The sequence below is a fragment of the Cellulosilyticum ruminicola JCM 14822 genome (assembly GCF_001311925.1).
GTDB lineage: Bacteria > Bacillota > Clostridia > Lachnospirales > Cellulosilyticaceae > Cellulosilyticum > Cellulosilyticum ruminicola.
On the sequence record NZ_BBCG01000031.1, the window covers coordinates 1 to 24,984 of the forward strand.

A 24,984-nucleotide genomic window follows, 5' to 3' on the forward strand; every position below is an offset into this window, starting at 1 on the left:
ACCAACAATGAAAAAAGCAAACTGTATCAGCATAACTCTAAGTAATTAAAAGAAAAATATTATAATAAAGCCTGTGGATAAAAAATATCAAATTTTACTGGCTGAATTGAATGACGCCATTTTTTGAACTTTTTTATAAAAAATTAAAAATTTTATCCACTGAAGGCAACTTTTGAATTATGAAATATCCTCATTTATTTAGCCTCTTTGCTACTGTTAAATATTGCCAGAATGCCACTTTTCATTTTTATATTACATTAAAAACGAACTAAAAACTTCATTACATACATCCAATCCATATGCAGTTAATTTAATATGATCGTCTTCTTTTACCAGTATATTATACTTAATCCATTTATCAAGCTGCGTCTTATAAACATCCCATACGGATTGACCAAATTGTTTTTCAAAATCACTTTCAGATATACCTTCTAAAAGTCTCAAGCCTAAAAACATGTATTCTTCCATACACATTGTTTTTGTAAGTCTGTCTTCTTCATGACGAATTTTAGTAATATCTCCTGCTGCTTCAATATATGTTTTGAGATTTTCTTCATTTGCATAACGGGTTTCCTCAAAAAGGCTCCTTGCACCTAAGCCTACACCTATATACGATACACGATGCCAATAGATGAGGTTATGCTGACATTCTTTATTTGGCTTAGCCCAGTTAGAAATTTCATATTGATGATAGCCTTTTTCTTTTAAATAACTTTGAGCAAAATGATACATTTCTCTATCTAATTCATCTGAAAACTCTTCCATCTTGCCCTCTTCATAAAGCTTGCCAAAGCAAGTACCTTCTTCTATGATAAGCGCATAAACAGAAATATGTTCTAAATCATATTGTGTCACCGTTTCTAAAGTTGATTTAAATTCTTCCATTGTTTGTCCTGGAAGGGCAAACATTAAATCTGCATTCACTGCGCAGTTTGTATAGGTTTTAATCAGTTTTAAGCTTTCTTCCCAATCTTTAAACATATGACGTCTACCAATCTTCTTTAATAAATAATCATGGGTTGTTTGAAGTCCCATACTTACACGATTAATGGGATATTTAGCAATGACCTCTACCTTTTCTTTTGTAATGGTACCTGGATTAGCTTCAATAGTCCATTCTAAGTTTGGTGATAAATTAAAGTTTGCTACAATAGCAGCTGCCAATTTGTCTAGTAAAAAAGGCGACAATACCGTTGGGGTACCGCCACCTATAAAGATAGACTTAATGACAACTGTACTATCTAACATTTTCCCATAATTTTCGATTTCTTTAACAAGGGCATTAATATATGCTTCTTGCATATCTTCTTTAGGAAAAGATAAGAAATCACAATAAAAACATTTTGATATACAAAATGGGATATGAATATATAGTCCAATTTCCATTCTAAGTTCCTCTTCTATTTTAAATTTAATTAAACTTAATTTAAGTTTTATTCGTCTAATTTAAGAATGCTCATGAATGCCTCTTGGGGTACTTCTACGTTACCTACTTGACGCATACGTTTTTTACCTTCTTTTTGTTTTTCAAGAAGTTTACGTTTACGTGAGATATCCCCACCATAACATTTTGCAAGAACGTCTTTACGCATGGCGCTAATTGTTTCCCTTGCAATAACTTTGTTTCCAACTGCTGCTTGAATTGGAATTTCAAAGAGGTGTTTTGGAATCTCTTTTTTAAGTTTTTCTGTAATTTTACGTCCTTTACTTACTGCATTACTTTCATGCACAATAAGTGAAAGGGCATCTACTACTTCACGGTTAACTAAGATATCAAGTTTAACAAGTTTTGATTCTTGGTAGCTAGATAATTCATAGTCAAATGATGCATAACCACGTGTACGTGATTTAAGGGCATCGAAGAAGTCATATATGATTTCATTAAGTGGTAAATCATATGAAAGTACTGCACGTGTTGCTTCTAAATACTCCATACCAAAGTAAATACACGGCGTTCTTGGCATAAATCCATAACTGCTCCTACGTATTCTGATGGTACGATAATTTTAGCTGATACCATTGGTTCTTCCATAAAGTCAATGTTTGATGGGTCTGGTAAGTTAGCTGGGTTAGAAAGCTCAAGAATTTCCCCATCTGTCTTGTGTACTTTATAAATAACGTTAGGTGCTGTTGTTACAAGGTCTAAATTGTATTCACGCTCTAAACGTTCTTGGATAATTTCCATGTGAAGAAGTCCTAAGAATCCACAACGGAAACCAAATCCTAAAGCAATAGATGTTTCTGGGTCAAATACGAGAGCTGCATCGTTAAGTTGTAATTTTTCTAAACTATCACGAAGATCTCCATATTTTGCCCCATCTGCTGGATAAAGACCACAATATACCATTGGATTTACTTGTTTATATCCTGGAAGTGCATGGGCTGCTGGATTATTGGCATCAGTTACAGTATCCCCTACGCGTGTATCTTGTACATTTTTAATACTTGCAGTAATGTAACCTACTTCTCCAGGCATAAGCCTTCTTCTTTAGGTCTGAATTGTCCTGCACCAAATGTCCCTACTTCTACAACATCAAACTCTGCATTTGTTGCCATCATACGGATTTTCATACCTTTTTTAACTTGACCTTCTTTTACACGACAGAAGATGATAACACCTTTATATGGATCGTATAAAGAGTCAAATACTAATGCTTGAAGTGGTGCATCTGCTTCACCTTTTGGCGCTGGTACCACTTTTACAATTTGTTTAAGTACATCTTCTACATTGAGACCTGTCTTAGCTGAAATGAGTGGTGCTTCTGAAGCATCTAGACCGATAATATCCTCGATTTCTGCTTTTACGCGGTCTGGATCTGCACTTGGAAGATCTACTTTATTAATGACTGGCATAATTTCAAGATCATGCTCTAATGCTAAGTATACGTTAGCAAGTGTTTGTGCTTCGATTCCTTGGGCAGCATCTACTACTAAGATAGCACCTTCACAAGCCGCTAAGCTTCGTGATACCTCATAGTTAAAGTCTACATGTCCTGGTGTATCAATTAAGTTGAAAATATACTCTTCGCCATCTTCAGCTTTATAAACAAGACGTACAGCTTGCGATTTGATAGTAATACCACGTTCACGCTCTAAATCCATGTTATCTAAAACTTGCGCTTGCATTTCTCTCTCAGTTAAAGTTCCTGTCATCTGAATGATTCTATCAGCGAGTGTACTTTTACCATGATCGATATGGGCGATAATACAAAAATTTCTTATTTTTTCTTGCTTTGAAAGAGACATTTTGCCCCTCCTTATTTCTTTTGTCTAATCTTTTCGTTTCATTATAGCATAGCATTTGTTTTTGTATCAATCTTTTTGCAATACTTTTGCTAATATATCTGCTAAAGGCTCCACTGAATTAATGGCTTCTTCTCCTGTATTAGTTTGTGCCCCAATCTCTATAACCAAAGAATTGGGACGCATATGGGTGCTATAACGATAAGGCTTACAATATATTTTTCGAAGTAAGCCCGGATAGCATTCATTTCCTATTGTTTCTGCCTGCATGGAAAATGCCAAGTTATCTTCTAGATATGGATTGGGTAATCCTTGTTTATGTATAATTTCTCCCTCAGCATTACGATGCAAGCAAAGTCCATTCACAAACATTATTTTAGCAGCTTGCTTGCCATTCATCTCTGTTACTAAATGCACATTATCACTAATCCCATCACGATGTAAATCAATGACCACTTGTATCGAAGGATTAGCTTCTAAAACCTTGCGAATACATGGCTCCATAATTTCATATTCCGTACCATCTACGCCACCTTCATTTCCAGGCGCATAAAACTCTTCCGTCACATGCATGACTTCAAAATGATACTTTTTTTCTAATACTGTTTTTAAAGCCTCTCCTACATCAACTACTGTTTTTCCCCCTATATAGGCTTCTCTAGCATGGGTATGAAAAATAAGTATTTTAGGACCTTGAATACTTTGATCTATTTGAATCTTCTTTTGCATGAGTGCATAAAAATCCCACTGTTTTAAAAGATCAATATCTATATCTAAAACACTATCGCCTGTTATAAAATTCTTAAGAATATAATAATAATCTTTATATTTTTCCAGTGGTATACTTTCGTCTTGCTGCTTAGGCATTTCATTATTATAGGTAACATTGGTTGTTTGTGAAGTGACATCTTGTATATTTTGAGTCACACCATTTGCATCAAATGCCATTTCATTTTCATCTCTACTAATGAAACCTGTGATTTTAAAATAAGGTACTACGCTTTCAATAATCGAAAGTGGCTCCTTCCATTTAATATTTGTAAAATAATAACTATAGCTCTCCCAAAATCCCACCCCACTCTGATTGGTAAGCTGTTTTCCAATAATCGGATTACTTATCATCATAAAAAAGCCGCCAGCATAGCCACCTTGCCGATCAATTTCACATAGATTATTAATTAAAGAACCAAATATAATGATATATAAAATCCAGTATTTCATTTGATTTCTTTTAGTGTTTCTTAACGCATGCAACATCGCCTACGCCTCCCTCTTTGTATACTCCTTATTATTTTATAAGCTTATCCTCCCTTTTATGCCTAAAAAATAATAAAGGCGTACGCATTAAATGATTCATACGCCTTACTACTTTCTTCTTTATTAAATACATTAATCCATTAATAAGTATATTTATTAATATCCTCTAAAGTCATACCTGGATGTACACCAATATTAATAGCATTAGCAATAATACTTGCTAAATATTCAATGATTTCATCAATTTCTTTTGGTGTAACAAATAAATCTCTAATTTCTGGATATAAAGTTTCACGAATAAGTTCATATTGTTCTTTTTCACTTAAATCTTTTAACATATCATAAAGTGGTGAGTGTTCTGCTTGTTTGAGCATACTTTTAATAAGTTCACCTAAAGCATCTGATAGTAATGTCGCAGTATCTACTACTGTTGGCACACCAATGGCAATGACTTTACAGCCTAGCGTTTCTTCATTTAAAGGTTTACGACAATTTCCTACACCTGCCCCTGGCGAAATCCCTGTATCTGTAACCTGAATCGTTGCATTAATACGTGATGCACTTCTAGCTGCTAAAGCGTCAATGGCAATAATACAGTCTGGTTTTACATTTTCTGCTACACCGCGTATGATTTCAGCTGTTTCAATACCTGTAAGTCCCATAACACCTGGTGCTAAACTACTTAAGTGACAAAGTGAATCTTCTAAGGCCTCTGGTGCTCTTACTGCAATATGACGTGTAACAAATACTTTATTTGCTACTTTAGGTCCTAATGTATCTGGTGTTGCAAAACGATTTCCTAAGCCAATAACTAATACACTTAAGGCTGTTTCTTTCTTTTTAGGTAATAAACTATGAATCGCTTGTGACAAAACATCTATTACTTTTTCATGCATAGGCGGATCATTTTCTTTAATTGATTTTGACTCAATCGTAATATAATACCCTTTGGGTTTTCCCATACTTTCTTCGCCAGTTTCATCCAAAACGCGTACGCGGGTTACAGTAATCTTGCCATCTTCCAAAGATTTGGTATCTACTTGTACACCTGGTATTTGATAATCTTCGTCTTTATCCAATCTTAAAGCATCACTAATTTCAATGGCCAAATCTGTACGAGGATGAAAGCTGTCATCTTTTATAACCATATCCATAAATTCACTCCTTTTTCTTCGAAAAAAGCTTTACGAAAGCATTTAAATACATTATAATCATCTTTAGTTTCATGAACGGGTTCTTAACTAGTTTGACCATTATTTTTTTGTGTATACATTGACTTTTTAAGAAAGATGTAATACAATGAATACTGTTGAAACCGTTCATAATTCCCCAAACCGTGTCCAAGAATATGAATGGAGGTGCCACACAATGGCAAATATTAAATCAGCAAAAAAACGTATCTTAGTAATCGCAACTAAAACAGCACGTAACCGTGCAATCAACTCAGCAGTTAAAACTCAAATCAAAAAAGTTAAAGCAGCAGTAGAAGCTAAAGATTTAGCAGCAGCTAACGTAGCTTTAAAAGTAGCTGTAAAAGCTATTGATAAAGCTACAGCTAAAGGTGTTTTCCACAAGAAAACAGCTGCTCGTAAAAAATCTACTTTAGCTCGTTTAGTTAAAACTGTAGCATAATCTGCGACAATAAGCATACGAAAACCGTAGGAAAATCCTACGGTTTTTTATATGCTCTTTTGCATTTTTTAATTAATCTTTCCAAACATAAAATACATTGCTTAATTCCCTACTAGGTATTTAAGCAATGCATGATTAAAATTTCTACACGCCTAGATGCTTCCATCTTTCCTGTCTTAATATCTTGATCCACTTGTAAACACTCTTGCACAATAGCTTCTAATTGTTTAAAACTATATCCTTGCGCTTGATTGAGCATTTCTTGCACTGCAAAAAATGGAATCTTTACAGCACTACTGATTTCTTTTGGCGATTTTCTTTGTGCTGCCAAATACTTCACTTGCATGAGCATACGATACTGTCTTGCAATCAGCACTAAAATACCAATAGGCGATTCTTTGCTTTGTATTAACCTACTATAAATTCCTAGTGCAATCTCACCTTGATGAAGTGCAATACGTTTTACCATCTCAAAGACACGTTGTTCTAATGAAAAGACGCAAACTGCATCAATATCTTCTTTTGTAATCTGACTTCCTGTAATATAACCTAATAATTTTTCCCACTCTGTTAAAATATAAGAAATATTTTCTGGCATATTACGAATAAAGTATCTCATTGTACCTTGTTCAATACTAATGCCTTTTGCTTTGCAGTCTTCTACAAGTAATTTATAAACCGCATCTTCTCCAGGATAATCAAATTCCTTAATATGATGCTTAGACTTGATTGTCTTATAAAGCTTCCCACGTTTGTCAACTTCTTGCTCATCTATTAAAATAACAACATAATCCGGTACCTTTTGAATAAAAGCTTCAAATTTCTCTGTTTCTTCTTTTTTACCTGGTTTAAAAAGTCCTGTATCTTTTAAATAGATTAATTTCTTATCTACAAAGAATGGTAAAGTCTCAGCAAAATCAATAATATTGCTCACCACAACTTCCTTATCCTTTGCTTCTAAATAGTTCATCATATCATTAGGGTCATTTAAAATACTGGATTTAACTTGCCCAATCCATTTATCTTTTGACCAGCTGTCCTCACCTACTAATAGGTAACACCCCTCCACATTTTCCATACTTACTCTTCCTCTCTCTTTTGTTGTTTCTGTGTATATAAATTCATCTTTTCACCATCACTTGTAATCCAAGTTGCACCTTGTAAGTCTGTACGACTATATGGGATATGGCAATTTTTTAATGATGTTAAAACTTCTTTATGAGGATGTTTATATAAATTATTAATCCCGCAACTTATCATAGCATATTGTGGCCTGAGTTTCAAAAGAAGCTTATCATCCGTCCCTGTTTTAGAGCCATGATGGCTTACTTTTAAAATACTGATAGGTGCAATACCTTTATAAACATTTATTTCTGAATCCTTTTCCTTATCTCCCGTAAAAAGTGCTTTAAACTTCTTATACTTCACTAAACATACTAAAGAATTGTTATTTAAATCATTCTGCTTTGTTTTTGGTGCTAACATATCAAAATTTACATGATCCAATAAAAAGCTATCTCCTGCCGTTAATTGATGAATAGGAATTTGTTTTTTCTTACACGCTGCCATAAAGTTATCCAGATTCTCAGAGGCATCCATCCTAGAGATAAACACATGTTTTATTTTTAAATTACTCTGTACAAGTTCTAGCATTCCCCCTATATGATCACTATCCGAATGTGAAATTACCATGGCATCTATTGTACGTTTTCCCTTGTACTTAATATACTGATCAATTACTTTTCCTTTTCCAATAGGTCCGCCATCAATAACAACTACTTTTTTGTGCGGGGTTGTAATAACACTCCCGTCACCTTGTCCTACGTATAAGTAAGCAATTTGTAAACAAGGCATTGTAAAACAACTTATAATGCCGCCTAATATTAGGCTCGAACCAACTGCTAAACCTATCTTTTTCTTAATCTGTACCCCGTAAATACTTAATCCAATAAGTAGCAATATCCCATAATAACTTATAAGAAGACCTATTGTAGGTTTCCCTGTACATATTGTGCCGTAAGGTACTGTAACAATTATTTTACAAAGCACTTCAATACTTTGTAACAAAACAATAATGCCTTTAATAAGTGGCCAAATGCAAATACCACTCACCACATAAATACCTAATATACACCAGCCCAATATAATAATTCCTGAGAATAACGGCAAAATACATAAGTTCAAAATACTACTCAAAAAGGGAATTTCATAATAATGAAAGGCTATAATTGGACTTGTTATCAATGTAATAATGAGGCATGGCATTATAATAGTCAACAACTTCTTTTTGATGCCCTTTACTTCTTGTAGCCATTTTTTTAAATAAATTTGACTCATACCTATAGCAATTACTGCTGCAAAAGATAATTGAAATCCCATATTGAACAAACTATAGGGCCGCCAAATTAAAATAATACATGCACTCAAAGCAATACTTGTCCAGAAATCTTCTTCTGCCCATATCATACGCGCCACCATAATCAAACTCGCCATCACACTAACACGTACCGTTGATGTAGACAAACCTGTTAATACAGCATATAACCATATCCCTACCATACTCACTATATAGCGCTTATTATATGATAATCCTATAAAACTACAAGAACCTAATAAAAAACTTATTACTAATGCCACATGAAATCCAGAAACACATAAAATATGACCAATGCCTACTGTACTATATAAACTTCTTGTTTCTTCTATTAAGCATCATCATCTCCTAATAGAGCAGCCTGCATAACTCCTTCATCTTCTGCTTTAAAAATAATTTGTAAATCTCTTATTAGCTTTTCTTTAATCCTTACAAACCAAGTTTTGTGTCCGCCTACCAATTTTACACTGCCTGTTATAACACTTACAACATTTTTTCCTTTTAGATATTGTCCATAGTCAAAATCACTAGGATTCATCTGTTCCGGAAACGCTACTGCCTTTCCCTCTATTTCTAACTTCTCCCCTACATAAATACTTTGACTTAGAGAATTCTTCAACTTTACTTGAAGTTTACTATATATTGCCTGCTTTTTAGGCATAATCACCACATTCCTTAGAATGATCGTTTGTCCATAATCCATTGTTTGTATTTCCTGAACTGTTCCCTTTAGGCTTACAGGCTGATTTTCTTGGAACTTTCCCATATCTCTTGTAGTAGGATGGTTCACCAATAATACTATCCCTATTAAGAAACTTATTAAACATATGCTCAATTGTCTTTTGCCAAAGTAATAATAAGTCCCTAACAAAGTAGCTCCTACTAGGATACAAAAAAGAGGCCAGCCCTGTATGATCTTCTCATACATACTGCCCCCTATTAAACCTAAAGTCCAATAAAATACACTATATACTAACGGTCTCTTAACTTGTCTCATGCCGATTAACTTTATTTCACCTTTTCAATAATCTTATTATTTCTTACAAAGGTTTCTCTTAAGTCAATGTCCTTAGTAAATTCTATATCTTTTTTACCATCTACTAAGAATGCTACTTTATTAATTTTAGATGATTCTGTAAGTGTGTTTACAATAGAATAAATCATCATATATTTACTTTCTGAGGTTGTAAAGAACTTAGATTTTAAATCAAAAGATAAATCCACTTGACAAATACCGTCTTTAACCGTTACATCCTTAACGATTGTTTCAGCTGGTATAGTGCCTAATAATCCTTCTGTCTGTGGTCCTTTAATAAGCTCTTCAATAATTGTCTTTTCTTGCTGTACACTGCTATTTAATTCTATACGTCTTTGTTCAGGTACAAGTTTCATATCATCTGCACTAGCAAAATAGAGTGTTACAATCGGTTTAGATGTTGCTTGATTCGGGTCAAGTATTCCCGTTAATAAGTCACCCGCTTTTACGAGTCCTATTTCCTTATCATTAGCACCTGTCATTGGTTTCCCTTCTATTGAAAAAGTAACACCTTCAATAAAATCCAATTCACATAAAGACTCTACTAACATAGCCCTTGCTGCAATACGTTGTACTGAACTGAGTTCATTGTAGCTGGTTTTAAAATCAATATTCACTCTGCTGCCATCATGATTGGCACTCTGAATAGGTACTTCAACAACTGTTGGCAATGTTGCAATTTTAGGACCTGCTGATAATGCATTTAATATAAATAAAATTTTATCATCCTCTGTTTGCTGATTTAAGAAATTCACATCTAGATTTTCTGTAAATAGTTTATTTTTAGCTGTATCAAAGAAATAAACATTTGGTGTGGCTGGTGCTTCAGAAACTACATTCTTATCAACACATCCTACAAGCATACCTATTAAAACCACACTTAAAAGTATTAAATTGCATTTTTTTAGCTGTTTCATTTAGCGCCCTCCTTCCCATACATGACGTAATGGAATTTGTACTGTAAAGATAGAACCTATCCCCTCTTCACTCTCTACTTGAATGGCACCATTATGCATCACAACTGTTTTATACGTAATTGCAAGTCCAAGTCCTGTACCACCTGTTTCACGATTACGTGTTTTATCTGTTCGATAAAAACGTTCAAAAATTTTAGATTGTTCCTCTTTTGCAATCCCAATACCAGTATCTTGAACACTAATAAATAAATCTTGCAAATCACTTTGAAGCGTAACCTTTACTTCTCCACCATTAGCGGTATATTTAATAGCATTCTCAATCAGGTTTGAAAGTGCTAAAGTAAATTTCACTTCATCAATTTCTGCAATAATATCTTTATGACTTTCATAAATAAGTTTAATCTCTTTACGTTTTGCAAGTGGAATAAGACGTTTTTAATATATTTTGTGTCATCTCATTCACATCAATATTGGTAATATTAAGTGGTATTTCTCGTTGATCCAAACGTACAAGGGTTAATAGGTCTGTAATAATATTATTAAGACGGTCTACCTCCGAGTTAATATCTTCGAAAAATTCTTGATACATTTCTACAGGTACATTTTCTTGGAAGATTAATGATTCCGTTAATACCTTAATAGATGAAAGTGGTGTCTTAAGTTCATGAGATACATTCGATACGAATTCTTGTCTCGATTGTTCGACACGTTGAAGCTGTTCTACCATATGATTAAAAGCATTGCCAAGTTCTGCAATTTCATCTTTGCCTACAACTTCTACCTTTTGTTCCATTTGCCCCATGGTCATCTTCTGCACAACTTTCATCAAACTCTTAAGGGGCTTTGTAATAAAAGACGCTGTCACAAAACTTAATACGGCTACAATCAGTCCTACAATTAAAGCAATGATATAAACTTGATTACGCATTTCTTTTACTGGCTCATAAACTGTCTGAATATTAGCCGATAAAATAACTGCACCTTGAATAATATCTTTATTCTCCCTGTCGACTACAGATACAGCAGCCGTTAAAATAGGATTTTCACTATCTTTTTCAACGCCTTCATTAGATGTTGTATTTAATGCTGAAAGTACAAGAGGTGACATTACTGTCTTATTAAGGGCTACATAACTTGAATCAGCTACAACAATCCCATTATCATTCACTACTAAAATACGGCAGTTCATATCATTTTCACTACTACGATTTTGAATAAGTGCTGTAAAGCTATTATATTTCTCCTCAGACGTTAAATAATTTTCTTCTTTAATTTCAACAGCAATACGATTTGCCTTACTTAATAAATCCTTTTCCTTTTGGCTTACAAAGTAAGTCTCCATACGGTCAAGTACAACCGTTGAGAAAATCATAAGTGGCATATAACTTACAATAAAAAATAAGATTAAAAGCTTCCACTTAAGACTTTGAAACCATTTCATCTTAATCTTTAAAATAGTAACCTACCCCCCATTTTGTATAAATGTATTCAGGTTGTCCTGGATTTGGTTCAATTTTTTCACGTAATCTTCTAACATGTACATCCACTGTACGTACATCTCCTGGATATTCTCTTCCCCAAATTGTATCTAAAAGTTGATCTCGACTATATACTTTTCCTGGATGTGTTGCAAAAAGTTCTAACATATCGAACTCTTTAGCAGTTAAATTAATTTCATGATTATTAATAAAGAGACGACGACTACTTACCTCAAGTCTTAATGCTCCTACCTCAATTGATTTTTTACTTGTTTCTCTTTCATGATGATTTGAACGTCTTAAAATTGCTTTAATACGTGCTTTAAGTTCTAAAATATTAAATGGCTTTGTCACATAGTCATCTGCACCATATTCAAGTCCCATAATCTTATCCATGTCTTCACCTTTAGCGGTAAGCATAATAATAGGAATATTTGAAAATTCACGTACAAGTTGACATACCTGTAACCCATCATATTTAGGCAACATTACATCTAAAATCATTACGTCATATTTATTACTCTTAACGTAGTTTAAAGCTTCTTCTCCATCATAAGCGGCATCTACTTCCCAGCCTTCTTGTTCAAGACTAAACTTTATTCCTTTCACAATTAATCTCTCATCATCAACAACTAAAATCTTGCTGTTCATCCCTTATCCTCCTACTGTATTATTACTTTGTCTTTTATGTTTTCAAAGGTCTTATCGCCTATGCCATCTACCTCCGTTAACTCTTCAATTGCTTTAAATCCACCATTTTCATCGCGATAGTCTTTAATAGCAGTTGCCTTCTTTTCACCAATACCTTGTAACTGTTGAAGTTCTTCTATAGAAGCTGTATTAATATTTACACTCTCGCCTGTTTGATTTACATTCACACTCATACTATTTTCATATGAATCAAGGTTTTTGTCAATTTCTTCTCCTATTTTAGGCACAATAATTTTACCATTAGGTGTTACTTGACCAGCTAAATTAATACACTGTACATTTGCTTCCTGTGTAAATCCGCCCGCCATCTTAACCACATCCTTAATAATAGCACTTGAATCTATATAATAAACATCCGGATTTTTAACTGCACCACATATATAAATAGGTACTAGTTCACGCGCTTGATTCATATTTCTTAAAGTATCTTTACTATTAACCTCAGACTCCTCTATATCTATTTCTTCATTTAAATTACTTTTCTGCATCTCTAAAACTAATCCATCCTCAGTATTAGGTTTATAAATGAAACTACCTATACCTATTAAACTCACTAACCCCATTAATATAATAAACTTATATTGCTCCAATAATTTTAACATATAATCACCTCTATTACAAAATAGTGTGTACATATTTTTCATAAAATAGACAGTTCATCTACCTAATTTTTGAAAAATCTGCTATAATATACTTCAATGAAAGGAGCTAACTCTATGAAAATTAAGTCAATTATCAGTTCATTTATGGCAATTTGCATATTGAGCTTTACAATTCAACCTTTACAAGCTACCGAAAACACCAGCTCAGTAACTACCACTACTGCTACTGATTCTACTAAAGAAAAAACACCTACAATTGCAGCAGAATCTGCAATTTTAATAGATGCTAATTCAAAAACAGTTTTATACGAAAAAAATGGTTATAATAAACAATATCCTGCAAGTATTACAAAACTTATGACTGCATTACTTGCTATTGAAAATCTCAATCCGAATGATACAATTACTTTCTCACATGATGCTATTTTTAGCATTGAACGTGGTAGTAGTCATATCGGCTTAGATGTAGGTGAACAAATCACTGTAGATCAAGCTCTTCACGGACTTTTACTTATGTCTGCAAACGAAGTTGCAAATGGACTTGCTGAAGCAGTAAGCGGTTCTATTGAAAACTTTGCAAACTGTATGACATTACGTGCTAAAGAGTTAGGGGCTAAAAACACAAACTTTGCTAATCCACATGGATTACATGATCCAAATCATTATACAACCGCTTATGATATGGCACTAATTGGAAGCTATTTAGCTTATAATGATTATTTCCTTGATATTATGAAAGATACAACGTATCAAATTCCACCTACTAACCTTGTCAATGAAATTCGTTATTTATATCAGCAACACAGTATGGTAAATCCTACAAAAAATCCCATTTACTACCGCAAAGATGTTATTGGTGGTAAAACAGGATTCACAGATGAGGCCCATCATACACTTGTTACAATGGCCCGCCGTGGAGATACAACTTTAGTTGCCGTTGTTTTAAAATCTAAAAAAGCAACTCTGTATACAGATACAGCCGCCCTTTTAGATTATGGATTTGATTCTTATGATATATTACCACTTCATAAAACAACGGATATGCTAGCAACTTTACCACTATACAGTGTCAAAAGCGGTAAAAACTATCAAGCTGGTAACTGTAGCATTGGCCTTGCTGAAGATAGTAATGTACTTGTTCATAAATCAGTTACAGCCAGTGATATTACAACTAAGCTACGCCTTCCGGAATATATCACTTTAGGCAATCAAATAGGTGATGAAGTTGGAGAAATTACATACCTTTACGGTAGTGAAATATTATGTGTTCAAAAACTTATTATTACAGACATTGCTTTTTCACCTTCTCCTTTTACAACTGAAACACCTACTAGTGGTTCAATTTTATCAAATATCTGGTATATTGCTTTAGGTATTCTCACACTATTTTGCTTAATTCTTTTTATACTTTGGTTAAACAAAAAATACCTTAAGCGCAAAAAGCCTAGAATATTTGATAAATAAAAAAGGTGCTTACCTCTTTTATCAATGTCATTAAGTTAAGATGACAAAAAAGATCTCTATACTAATCAAATGGTATAGGGATCTTTTTTTGAAAAAATATTGACAAGTCTAAAAAAATGTGTGATTGCTCTCACTACTGACTGAATATAAAGGTAGTGAGAGCGGCCCTTGTAATTAAAGGAAACTTAGTTACAAGAAGGATACATATGAAACCAAATTAAAAAGCTTTTATTAAATAAAATTAAAAAGATAAGTAATAATCCGCATGATTATTGTACTAATCCAAATTGTGATTTTTACGCACAAGAAAATTGCCTATGAATAAGGTTTTAGCTAGAATCATTGGAATGGGAAGTGGAAGTCTTACAAATGAATTATTAGATTTATTTGGTGCATCTGTAGATACGCCAACTTCTTCTGCGTTTGTTCAGCAGAGAAAAAAGATAAAGCCTGAAGCGTTTAAGAACATATTTGATGACTTTTCAAGCAAACTTATGGCTAACTTTAATGAAGATATGCCTATACTTGCTGTTGATGGGTCTGATGTATATCTTCCAACTAATCCTGATAATCTAAATTCATTTCATTCTGGAAAAGATGAAAGAAAACCATATAATCTTCTGCATATAAATGCATTGTATAATATAAATCATTCTATTTATCATGATGTAATAATACAAAAGTCTAAAGAAAAAAATGAACATAATGCTTTACAAGAAATGGTCGATCGTTCTGCAATTCCTAAAGCTCTCGTTATTGCTGAGAGATGTTATGAATATTTCAACAGTATGCCTCACATTCAAAAAAAGGATTGTTCTTTCTTATTCAAGTTAACGATTTGATTAATGGTATAAAAAATGGACTAGATCTACCCAAAACAGACTGTTTTGATATGGATATTTCATTAAAACTTACAAGAAAGAAAACAAATGAAGTCAAAGACCTTTTCAAAGACAAAAACCATTATCGAAGTATTTCTTCAACTCAACTGTTTGATTATTTATCACTTAAAAACAAGAAATCTGAACCTGCTAAATTCTATGAATTACGTTTTCGAATAGTGAGATTTCCTATTTCAGAAACTTCATATGAAACCATAGTTACAAATCTAAACAGCAAGGAATACCCTCCTGATAAAGTAAAAAAACTGTATGCTTCTCGTTGGGGGGTTGAAACATCTTTTAGAGATTTGAAATATACGATTGGAATGTTACATTTTCATTCAAAGAAGGTGATGTGCATCCAACAGGAAATCTATGCACATATGATAATGTATAATTTTTCAGAAATGATCACCTCGCATGTAGTCATTGAAAAAACAGAGAAAACATACATATAAAGCTAATTTCTCAGTTGCAGTACATATGTGTAAAAGCAACACCACCTGATTTAGAAGCCATAATTGCAAAAAATCTTATTCCTATAAGCCTGATAGGCATAGGAAACGACACTTAACTATTAAGATTTTTCATAGCTTCCTTTATAGGTTAGGATAAATTTTTATAATTGAATAGAAATTTTGAGAGAGATTCAAATCTGTCTATTTGTAGTGCCTAAAAATAGAAAAAGAAGTTGAAGAAATGAATCTTCAACTTCTTTTTCTAAAGAATGCGTTTCTAATACAATGTTAACTTAATGACATTGCTTTTATAGGTAGCATCTTTTTTTAATTTATTTTTTATACACTCACAACTTCTTGAAAATCAATATGTTCAGCATCTTTCCAAAGTCTATCTAAGGCATAAAATGCTGCATCTTCTTCATCTAAAATGTGTACAATCACTTCACCATAATCCAATAAAATCCACTGTGCAGTTTGATACCCTTCTTTATGAATAGGTGATTTTTCTGCAAATTCTTGTACCACTTCTTCTACTTCATCTGCAATAGCCTTTGTTTGACGCACATTAGATGCCACTGCTATAATAAACATTTCTGTAAGTGGTGTAAGTCCTTGTACATCTAGTACCTTTAAATCTAAAACCTTTTTCTTATTAATTGCTGCAACAATCTGTTTAGCAAGTTCATGTGTAGAATAACTCAATCCAATCCCCTTTCTGTAGTACATAATTAATTGAACTGCTTATAATATTCTATGAGTTCTTGTGTAATAGGATGCACTTCTTGTTTTAAAATATTCGTTACATAGTTATACGAACTTATAAGTGCTTTATACATAGCACGGTCTAAATCATAATGCGCTAACTCTTTGATTTGATCTTTTCCTTTATAAGTGCCACGCCCTTCTTCCGTCATATCTGCCAAATAAATAATCTTATCTAAATCTGTCATATTGTGACGACCTACTGTATGATAACGAATACTATTTAAAATAGAAGGCTTACTAATTCCCCAATTTTTTTCTAAAAGAACTGCACCAATTTTACCATGTGCCAAGTCAATATGTTTTTGTTCGAACTCATCTAACTCGATTTTATATAAATCACATAATCTCTTTTGTTCTTCTTTACCAAGTTCCTTAGCAATATCATGGAACAAAGCTGCAATAAATATTTCATCATAATCAAGATGATGATATTTTGCATACTCAAGTGCTATTTCTACAACGCCTCTTGTATGTGCATAACGCTTAGGTGATAATTTAGATGCAACATAATCATACATTTCAGTACGTTCTTCTTCTGTAAGACAAATTTTATATTCATATAAATCATATTTCTTAATATAATTTTCAACTTCTTCTGGCACTAAATACTTAATCGGTTTCATTGCATTAATCCTCTCCCTAATATTAGATGATGAAATTGCAAGTGCTGGTACCTCTAAAAAGTGAATATTCGCTTCATACTGCTTCTTGAGCTCTTCAACTTTTTGAATCAGCTCAGCTTTATGATAGCCAGGTCTTGTAACTGCTACAAAATCGCACAGCTTCAATAATTCCTCTGGTGATTTCCATGTTAAAATCTTTTGTACTGCATCAGCACCTGTAATAAAGTATAATTTAACTGTTTCAGCATAAATTCTCTTAAGTTCCTTTACAGTATCTACAGTATACGTCACACCTTCACGATCCATTTCTAAGCGTGAAACTTTAAAATTAGGATTCTCAGCTGTTGCAAGTACCGTCATTAAATAACGATGCTCACTTGTTGTCATATTAATGTTTGATTTGTGTGGTGGATGTCCTGTTGGTATAAATAGTACTTCATCTATACCAAATTCATGTCTAACCTCTTCTGCTGTTACAAGATGCCCTATATGTATAGGATCAAAGGTTCCCCCCATAATCGCTAGTTTTCTAATAGGTGAAGCTTGTGTGTCCATAATAATCTCCTTGTATAAATAAATACTTCTGTAATTTACTTTATTATAACCTATTTTCTTATTTTTATATATACTTTGCTTAAAAATAAACACCCTATATACTTACTTGAAAATAGATAAAAAGGATGTTACAAGTAACTTGTAACATCCTTTCATTTACCCCCATTACAATAATCGATTTATTATAATGTGATTTTTGGATTCTTTTTAGAAGGTCTGTAAAGTACAATTTTTTTACCGATTACTTGTACAGTAATTGATTTAGTACGTTCACTTAACATACCAGCGATATCTCTTGGATCTTCTAAACAGTTTTGAAGTACACTAATTTTAACGATTTCTCTTGCTTCTAAGGCTAAATCGATTGCTTCTGTAACTTCTGGTGTTAAACCATTTTTACCAATTTGGAAAATTGAATCAATTTTTTGTGCTAAAGATTTTAAATATGATCTTTGTTTACTTGTAATTGTCATCATCTTGCTCCTTTCTATGTGCTATATATTTTATTATTTATAGTAGTCAAATTCAAGATCGTAAATATTAACTGTATCTCCTTCAGAAATACCAGCATCTTCAAGAGCTTGAATAATACCTTTTTCACGTAAGTATTTTTGGAAGAATGCAAATCCTTGTTCTGTATCCATAGCTGTATAACCAAGCATACGTTCAATAGCTGTTCCTTCAACTGTGAAGTAACCTTCGAAGATTTCTTTAACAGTAAATGGTCCATCTGGCATTTGACTAATTTCTTCAAATTCTGGTTCAAAGATAATGTTTTGTTCTGGTGCTGTGGCAAGAAGTTCAGCTACGTCTTTTAATAATTCTTGTAAGTTGTCGTTTGCTGCTGCTGAAATTGGAATAACTTTGATACCTTGTGGTTCAAATTCAGCTTTAAGACGCTCAAGATTTTCTTCGTGACCGCCTACGTCAATTTTATTAGCTGCAATAATTTGTGGTTTATCTTTTAAGATATTTTCATTGTAAAGGTTGATTTCTCTCTGAATTGTATAAATATCTTCTACAGGATCTCTGCCTTCTGTTCCAGCAGCATCTACAACGTGTAAAAGAACTTTTGTACGTTCTACATGTCTTAAGAAATCATGTCCTAAACCAACACCTTCTGCTGCTCCTTCAATAAGCCCTGGAATATCCGCCATAACGAATTGTTTACCATATTGGTTTGTAACAACGCCAAGGTTAGGAGCAAGTGTTGTGAAATGGTAGTTTGCAATTTTAGGTTGTGCATTTGATACCATTGATAATAATGTAGATTTACCTACGTTTGGATAACCTACTAACCCTACATCCGCAATCATTTTAAGCTCTAAAGTAATCCAGTATTCTTTAGCTGGTGTTCCTTTTTCTGCGTAACGAGGTGCTTGTCTTGTAGCTGTAGCAAAGTGTTGGTTCCCGCGCCCCCCACGGCCACCTCTAAAGATAATTTCTCTTTGACCTGTAGCATGTAAATCCGCAATAACGCGTCCTGATTCTGCTTCTCTAATAACCGTTCCTTGTGGTACCTTGATCACAAGATCTTCTGCATCTTTACCATGACAACGTTTTTTGCCACCTTCTTCACCATCTTTTGCTTTGTAGTGACGTTGATGTCTAAATTTCATTAATGTATTTAACCCTGGGTCTACTTCAAAAATAATGTGACCCCCACGGCCACCATCTCCACCGTCTGGTCCTCCGTTAGGTACATATTTTTCTCTTCTAAAAGAAACGTGACCATCTCCGCCTTTTCCCGATCTTACAAATATCTTGACTTTATCTACAAACATTTATTTCACTCCCTTCATGATGATAGTTTGTACACTTCCTAAGTATTCCATCATGTTTAAAAAGTATTCTTTAATGAAAGAAAAATCTATATATAAATGTATATATAGATTTTGATACAAATATATAAAAAGAAGGCTTCAACCCAATCGTTGAAACCTCCTTTAAATCAATTATGCTTCTTGTGCAACTGGATATACAGAAACTTGTTTTTTGTCTCTGCCTTTGCGTTCGAATTTAACTGTACCATCAACTAATGCGAATAAAGTGTCGTCTCCGCCACGTCCTACATTAAGTCCTGGATGAATTTTAGTTCCTCTTTGACGGTATAAGATATTCCCAGCTTTAACAAATTGTCCATCTGCTCTTTTAGCACCAAGACGTTTTGATTCTGAGTCACGACCGTTTTTAGTAGATCCTACCCCTTTTTTATGAGCAAAGAACTGAAGGTCTAAACGTAACATATATTTCACCTCCTAGTGTTTTTGGATTTGAATGTATTTTTCTCCGTACATTTCTCTAACAGTCTCAAGACCGTTAATCATGCTTTTAATTAAAAGCTCAGCGTCCATATTAACTTCCCCTTGCTTACGCCTAGGAAACTCAATATCAATAACACCTTGCTCATTATTTACTTGGCGTTCCTGAATCGGTTCACTTGTAAATTTCTCTATTGAGTTGATTGTGTTTATGACAAGCATACTTACTGCTGCACAAACTATATCTTCTCCATGTTCTGCATACCCTGCATGTCCATCAAACCTAAGGCGATAAACATGTAAGTCACGCTGATAAATATTCACTTTAATCATTGCTAAGAATTAAGCTTCGATAGCTGTAATTGTAACTTTTGTGAATGGTTGACGATGACCACGTTTTTTGTGGTAACCTTTTTTAGCTTTGTATTTGTAAACGATGATTTTTTTAGCTTTACCGTCACCTACAACGTCAGCTTTAACAGTAGCGCCATTAACGAATGGAGCACCAACTGTGAAAGAATCTTCTTTACCAACAGCTAAAACCTTGTCAAAAACAACTGTTTCGCCAGCTGCAACGTTTAATTTTTCAACTACAACGCTGTCTCCAACTTTTACATTATATTGTTTTCCACCTGTTTCAATAATTGCGTACATGTGTACACCTCCTTATTCCGAAAACTCGCCGAATACGGTACTGCCTAGCAGTTTCAAACCTCTTCGTGCGGCTTAACCACGCTCTTAATTTTATCATGGGGGTACCAGATTGTCAACACTTATTTAGAATAAAATTGACATAAAAACTTGTTTTTTGATTTTCTTTCCATTTTTTCAAAAAAAATCTCAATCGCATAAGCTGCTTCAAGCCTTGATTTTAAGTCATTTTTCTGAATTATTTCTAGTAAATCAGAAGTCGCACTTATTACCATTTGCTTTTGAATTGTATGGGTGCTGACATGCTTAATTTGCTTTTCCATTAAGAAAAGTTCATATAAAACATGAAAACTAGCATATGGATGACCACATTCTTCACAAATTGTTTGCAGCTTATGATGTAAACTTGTATATTTCCCTGTACGTGAAAATTGAAGCAAACCGAGTTCTGTTAACGGATAAACTTTTGTGCGATTATCTCCATACATATTTAATAGCTTTTTTGCACTTTCATAAACAGCCACTTTATCTTCTTCTTCTTTCATTTCCACTAAATCAATGATAATAATCCCTGCTAGATTTCTTCTTAAAATCTGCAATATGCTTTCTTTAGTTGCAAGTAAGTTCAAATCAAGTACCGCCTTGCGTGGATTTTTAGTTAAGACTGCTTGGCACTATTTACATCTATGATTGTCATAGCTTCTGTGTAGTCAATCATTAGATTACCACCGTTTTTAAGCCATATTTTCCGGCTTGTTAAATGGTCAATTTGTTTTTGAAGGCCATAATTGACAAAAATCTCATCTTTTTCATTCACTAAAGTCAGTTTAACCTGCTCTCTTGTCCCATATTCTTGCATTAAACTTTCAATTTCTGTTAAAACTCCTGTTTGATTACATACTATTTCTATTTCATCTTCATTATTAAGTGTTTCATTAATAATCTGTGTGTATAGTGGCGGCTCTTTATAAAGTATACTGCCTCTTGAAAGAAAATCTTTTGTAGCCATAAATTGCTTAGCTTTTTCCATTAAAGACTGTGCATCTTTAATAATTTGCTCTATTGTCGCTTCTTCTGCCTGCGTACGTACAATAAAGCCATAGGAATCTCCTACGACTTCACTTAAAACTTCTTTTAGCTGCCTTCTTGTATTATTATCTCTAATCTTCTTAGAAACATTAATACCTGTTTCAAAAGGGAGACACACAAGGAATCTCCCTTTCAAACTAATTTTACCCGTTAATTTATGACCTTTTTCACCTACATTTTGCTTCACGACCTGTACAGGCAATTTTGCTCCTTGATGCAGTTTGTTATAATATCTCTCTGGAATCTGCTTAATATGCAACAGTCCATTTTTATCACTGCCATAATTGACGAACACAGCTTTTAAATTTTTAACCACTTGTTCAATTTGTCCAATAACAACTTGATTTTGCATATCTTCTTCTAAATGAGAAGTCACATAAAAGTTAGTCCACTCCCCTTCTTGAAGTACTGCAATGCGCGTCATCAAAAGTTGCTGCTCAACGAGTATTTGTTTTTTCATTATTGTTCACGACCAAATGTATCTAATGGAATGAAAGTATCACCATCTGCTGTATACATTTCCTTTCTTGTAACTTGTTTTTCTATTTCAGCTACTTCACCTTCTAAAAGCGCCTGTACAAAAAGATCTGGATTTAAGTTACTGCTACTTCCTGCTAATACATACATACTAATAAGAATACTATCTGGTTCTTCAGAAACATTACATTCTAAAAGCATTGGTTTAAGATCAAGTGGACGAATGCCCGCTTTACCCTTTTTCATCACAATAAGTTCTTCTGCTTGAAGTTTTCTTTCAATAAGCTGTAGTGTAACGCCTTCAGTTTTAGCAATACGTACATCATAGTCCGCAGCTTGAACAAGACTCATAAGTGAATCGCTTTTGTCCCCTACTTTAAAAGCATCTTCAATACGAACGCCCTCTACTAAAACAGCATTTAAATTATCTTTTACAATAGTAGGGTCAATATCTGTAGCTGTTACAATTTCCATATAATCTCCTGTACTTTGTACACCTACACCAAGAGGAAGGGCAAAATATACGAGTGAGTGTGGGCTAAACCCTTGTGAATAAGCAACTGGTACACTTGCTACCTTTACAGCTCTTTGAAATAAACGCATTGTATCTAAGTGTCCTACAAATTTAACTGGACCTGTTTTTCTAAACTTTAATCTAATTCTCATGACAAATTCCCTTTCCAAATCGAGCTGCCCCACAACCTGTACATTTTTGTGCACAGTTAGGTGTAGTTGTTACATTCTTAGCTAATTCATTTTCACGAATTAAGAATTTCTTTGTAACGCCAATATCAATGTGATCCCATGGTAATACTTCTTCATAACTACGTTCTCTTGCTGCATAGAAGTCGAAGTCTACACCGCTTTCAGCTGAAGCTTCTTTCCATGCATCATAGCTAAAGTGTTCACTCCAACTGTCAAATGTACAGCCTTTTTTGTAAGCTGTATAAAGGAGATTCGCAGTGCGACGATCTCCTCTTGCAATAACCGCTTCTAAGACACTTGTTTCAGCATCGTGATGGTTATATTTGATTTGACGACGTTTAATTGTGTTTTTAAGTAAATTGTGTTTTCTCTTGAAGCTTTCTTCACTATCTTGTGGTGCCCATTGGAATGGTGTAAATGGTTTTGGAACAAAACAAGATGTACTAACTACGAGTTGAAGCCCACCTTGTCTTTTTTCTTTAGGTACTTCAAAGTATGTTTCAACAATTTTCTCTGCAAGATCAGCAATACCTGTTACATCACTATCTTCTTCATTTGGAAGTCCTAACATAAAGTAAAGTTTAACACGGTTCCAACCACCTTCAAAGGCAAGTTTACAACCATTTAAAATTTCTTCTTCTGTAATATTTTTATTAATCACGTCACGTTGTTTTTGTGTTCCTGCTTCTGGAGCGAATGTTAAACTACTTTTACGTACTTCTTGTACTTTTTGCATTAAATCTACTGAGAACGCATCTACACGAAGTGATGGTAAAGATACGTTAACATATTCACTATTACAAAGATCTAAAAGTTCATCTGAGAAGTTTTCTAAGTCTTTGTAATCACTTGTACTTAATGAAGCAAGAGAAATTTCTTCATACCCTGTTGATTTAAGGAGTTTTTTAGCATGTCCAATAAGCACCTCTTTGCTTTTTTGTCTTACAGGACGGTAAATCATCCCTGCTTGGCAAAAACGACATCCACGAATACATCCTCTAAACATTTCAAGTGTCACACGATCATGTACGGCGCGAATCCATGGTACAACCTGACAATCTGGATAAAATACATTATCTACATCATCTACGATTACTTTTTTAATGGTTTCAGGTGCACTTTCATGAAGACGAATACGTTCTTTGATTGTCCCATCTTCATTGTAAGCCACATCATAGAATTTAGGTACATAAATACCTGGCATATCTAAAATAGAAGCTAAGAATTCTTCTCTTGTTTTGCCACATTTTTTCCATTCTTTATAACGATCCATAAGTTCATCATACATTACTTCACCTTCACCAATATAGAAAATATCTACGAATGCTGCTAAAGGTTCTGGATTGTATGCACATGGTCCACCTGCGATAACAAATGGTGCATCTTCTGATCTATCTTTAGAGAAAATCTCAATATTACTAAGATTTAACATGTTTAAGATATTTGTATAACTCATTTCATATTGTAAAGTGAACATTACAAAATCAAATTCATTTAATGGACTCTTAGATTCAAGGCCATAAAGTGGCATGTTTCTCTCACGCATGATTTTTTCCATATCAAGCCATGGTGCAAATACACGTTCACACCAAAGATCTTCACGTCTATTAAAGAAATGATATAAAATTTGCATTCCTAAATGACTCATCCCTACTTCATAAACATCTGGGAAGCAAAAGGCAATACGCACCATTTCTTCTGTTACTTCTTTTGTATAGCTATTAAGCTCGCCACCAATGTAACGGGCTGGCTTATCTACCTTATTTAATATTGAATCTGGTAAATCTACTTTTGTCATTAGT

At 33.6% G+C, this 24,984-nt stretch carries 23 protein-coding genes and 3 pseudogenes; 3 read left to right on the plus strand and 23 right to left on the minus strand.

Features of this window, described 5'->3' with window-relative positions; translation table 11 throughout:
- Positions 1–252: 252 nt before the first annotated feature.
- The 4 genes and pseudogenes from hemW to gpr all read right to left on the minus strand — a co-directional run bounded on the left by hemW (position 253) and on the right by gpr (position 5,654).
- Positions 253–1,386: a radical SAM family heme chaperone HemW gene (gene hemW / locus JCM14822_RS11080; RefSeq protein ID WP_054742360.1), complete on the minus strand. Its 1,134-nt coding sequence runs from the start codon at positions 1,384–1,386 to the stop codon at positions 253–255.
- A gap of 47 nt (positions 1,387–1,433) precedes the next feature.
- A pseudogene (gene lepA, locus JCM14822_RS24545) lies at positions 1,434–3,246 on the minus strand (translation elongation factor 4).
- Between the two features lie 66 nt (positions 3,247–3,312).
- Positions 3,313–4,500 (minus strand): stage II sporulation protein P, encoded by a 1,188-nt coding sequence (locus tag JCM14822_RS11090; protein WP_054742363.1) that lies wholly within the window; start codon positions 4,498–4,500, stop codon positions 3,313–3,315.
- 140 nt (positions 4,501–4,640) lie between these two features.
- A complete protein-coding gene (gene gpr, locus JCM14822_RS11095; RefSeq protein ID WP_054742365.1) occupies positions 4,641–5,654 on the minus strand; it encodes a GPR endopeptidase in 1,014 nt (337 codons plus the stop codon).
- Between the two features lie 214 nt (positions 5,655–5,868).
- On the opposite strand from gpr, the gene rpsT reads away from it, so the two are divergent.
- Entirely contained in the window at positions 5,869–6,132 is a 264-nt protein-coding gene (rpsT, locus tag JCM14822_RS11100; protein WP_054742367.1) for a 30S ribosomal protein S20, read from the plus strand.
- A gap of 112 nt (positions 6,133–6,244) precedes the next feature.
- On the opposite strand, the gene holA is transcribed toward rpsT, so the two are convergent.
- The 8 genes from holA to JCM14822_RS11135 form a co-directional block, all read right to left on the minus strand.
- Complete coding sequence (holA, locus tag JCM14822_RS11105; RefSeq protein ID WP_054742368.1) at positions 6,245–7,210, minus strand: DNA polymerase III subunit delta; 966 nt, start codon at positions 7,208–7,210, stop codon at positions 6,245–6,247.
- 2 nt (positions 7,211–7,212) lie between these two features.
- Complete coding sequence (locus JCM14822_RS11110) at positions 7,213–8,838, minus strand: DNA internalization-related competence protein ComEC/Rec2 (RefSeq protein WP_083461399.1); 1,626 nt, start codon at positions 8,836–8,838, stop codon at positions 7,213–7,215.
- Positions 8,838–9,434 (minus strand): ComEC/Rec2 family competence protein, encoded by a 597-nt coding sequence (locus JCM14822_RS11115; protein WP_054742370.1) that lies wholly within the window; start codon positions 9,432–9,434, stop codon positions 8,838–8,840. Before JCM14822_RS11115 ends, JCM14822_RS11110 begins: the two co-directional genes overlap by 1 nt.
- 80 nt (positions 9,435–9,514) lie before the next feature.
- Complete coding sequence (locus JCM14822_RS11120; RefSeq protein ID WP_054742371.1) at positions 9,515–10,459, minus strand: GerMN domain-containing protein; 945 nt, start codon at positions 10,457–10,459, stop codon at positions 9,515–9,517.
- Entirely contained in the window at positions 10,460–10,810 is a 351-nt protein-coding gene (locus JCM14822_RS21890) for a sensor histidine kinase (protein WP_242861486.1), read from the minus strand.
- Positions 10,811–10,865: 55 nt separating this feature from the next.
- A complete protein-coding gene (locus JCM14822_RS11125) occupies positions 10,866–11,900 on the minus strand; it encodes a sensor histidine kinase (RefSeq protein WP_242861487.1) in 1,035 nt (344 codons plus the stop codon).
- A 1-nt stretch (position 11,901) separates the two neighbouring features.
- Positions 11,902–12,588, minus strand: coding sequence for a response regulator transcription factor (locus JCM14822_RS11130; protein WP_054742372.1), 687 nt, complete (start codon positions 12,586–12,588; stop codon positions 11,902–11,904).
- 11 nt (positions 12,589–12,599) lie between these two features.
- Positions 12,600–13,250 carry a helix-hairpin-helix domain-containing protein gene (locus JCM14822_RS11135; protein ID WP_054742374.1) on the minus strand — a complete coding sequence of 217 codons (651 nt, stop codon included), beginning with the start codon at positions 13,248–13,250 and terminating at the stop codon, positions 12,600–12,602.
- Between the two features lie 114 nt (positions 13,251–13,364).
- Between JCM14822_RS11135 and JCM14822_RS11140 the strand changes: the two genes are divergently transcribed.
- Together JCM14822_RS11140 and JCM14822_RS21895 are read left to right on the plus strand one after the other, a co-directional pair.
- A complete protein-coding gene (locus JCM14822_RS11140; RefSeq protein ID WP_054742375.1) occupies positions 13,365–14,714 on the plus strand; it encodes a D-alanyl-D-alanine carboxypeptidase family protein in 1,350 nt (449 codons plus the stop codon).
- Positions 14,715–15,229: 515 nt separating this feature from the next.
- Positions 15,230–16,053, plus strand: a pseudogene (locus JCM14822_RS21895) (IS4 family transposase).
- Positions 16,054–16,392: 339 nt separating this feature from the next.
- On the opposite strand, the gene rsfS reads toward JCM14822_RS21895, so the two are convergent.
- The 11 genes and pseudogenes from rsfS to JCM14822_RS11200 form a co-directional block, all read right to left on the minus strand.
- Positions 16,393–16,758 (minus strand): ribosome silencing factor, encoded by a 366-nt coding sequence (rsfS, locus tag JCM14822_RS11150; RefSeq protein ID WP_054742377.1) that lies wholly within the window; start codon positions 16,756–16,758, stop codon positions 16,393–16,395.
- Between the two features lie 26 nt (positions 16,759–16,784).
- Positions 16,785–17,999, minus strand: a complete 1,215-nt coding sequence (gene nadD / locus JCM14822_RS23155; RefSeq protein WP_083461403.1) for a nicotinate-nucleotide adenylyltransferase — start codon at positions 17,997–17,999, stop codon at positions 16,785–16,787.
- Between the two features lie 182 nt (positions 18,000–18,181).
- Positions 18,182–18,466 (minus strand): ribosome assembly RNA-binding protein YhbY, encoded by a 285-nt coding sequence (gene yhbY, locus JCM14822_RS11160; RefSeq protein ID WP_334291648.1) that lies wholly within the window; start codon positions 18,464–18,466, stop codon positions 18,182–18,184.
- 39 nt (positions 18,467–18,505) lie between these two features.
- Positions 18,506–19,783, minus strand: a complete 1,278-nt coding sequence (gene obgE / locus JCM14822_RS11165; RefSeq protein WP_054742380.1) for a GTPase ObgE — start codon at positions 19,781–19,783, stop codon at positions 18,506–18,508.
- A 171-nt stretch (positions 19,784–19,954) separates the two neighbouring features.
- Positions 19,955–20,245: a 50S ribosomal protein L27 gene (rpmA, locus tag JCM14822_RS11170; RefSeq protein ID WP_054742381.1), complete on the minus strand. Its 291-nt coding sequence runs from the start codon at positions 20,243–20,245 to the stop codon at positions 19,955–19,957.
- Between the two features lie 12 nt (positions 20,246–20,257).
- Positions 20,258–20,593 (minus strand): ribosomal-processing cysteine protease Prp, encoded by a 336-nt coding sequence (locus tag JCM14822_RS11175; protein WP_054742382.1) that lies wholly within the window; start codon positions 20,591–20,593, stop codon positions 20,258–20,260.
- Between the two features lie 9 nt (positions 20,594–20,602).
- Positions 20,603–20,914 carry a 50S ribosomal protein L21 gene (rplU, locus tag JCM14822_RS11180; protein ID WP_054742383.1) on the minus strand — a complete coding sequence of 104 codons (312 nt, stop codon included), beginning with the start codon at positions 20,912–20,914 and terminating at the stop codon, positions 20,603–20,605.
- 119 nt (positions 20,915–21,033) lie between these two features.
- Positions 21,034–21,558: pseudogene (locus tag JCM14822_RS22585) on the minus strand (ribonuclease E/G); the annotation flags it as partial.
- A gap of 11 nt (positions 21,559–21,569) precedes the next feature.
- Positions 21,570–22,460: a ribonuclease E/G gene (locus JCM14822_RS22590; protein ID WP_083461404.1), complete on the minus strand. Its 891-nt coding sequence runs from the start codon at positions 22,458–22,460 to the stop codon at positions 21,570–21,572.
- The gene (locus tag JCM14822_RS11195) at positions 22,460–23,143 is read right to left on the minus strand and encodes a TIGR03936 family radical SAM-associated protein (RefSeq protein WP_054742389.1); all 684 of its coding nucleotides are present in this window, start codon (positions 23,141–23,143) and stop codon (positions 22,460–22,462) included. The genes JCM14822_RS22590 and JCM14822_RS11195 overlap by 1 nt, the downstream gene beginning before the upstream one ends.
- Positions 23,133–24,980: a TIGR03960 family B12-binding radical SAM protein gene (locus JCM14822_RS11200; protein ID WP_054742390.1), complete on the minus strand. Its 1,848-nt coding sequence runs from the start codon at positions 24,978–24,980 to the stop codon at positions 23,133–23,135. The genes JCM14822_RS11195 and JCM14822_RS11200 overlap by 11 nt, the downstream gene beginning before the upstream one ends.
- Positions 24,981–24,984: the final 4 nt, after the last annotated feature.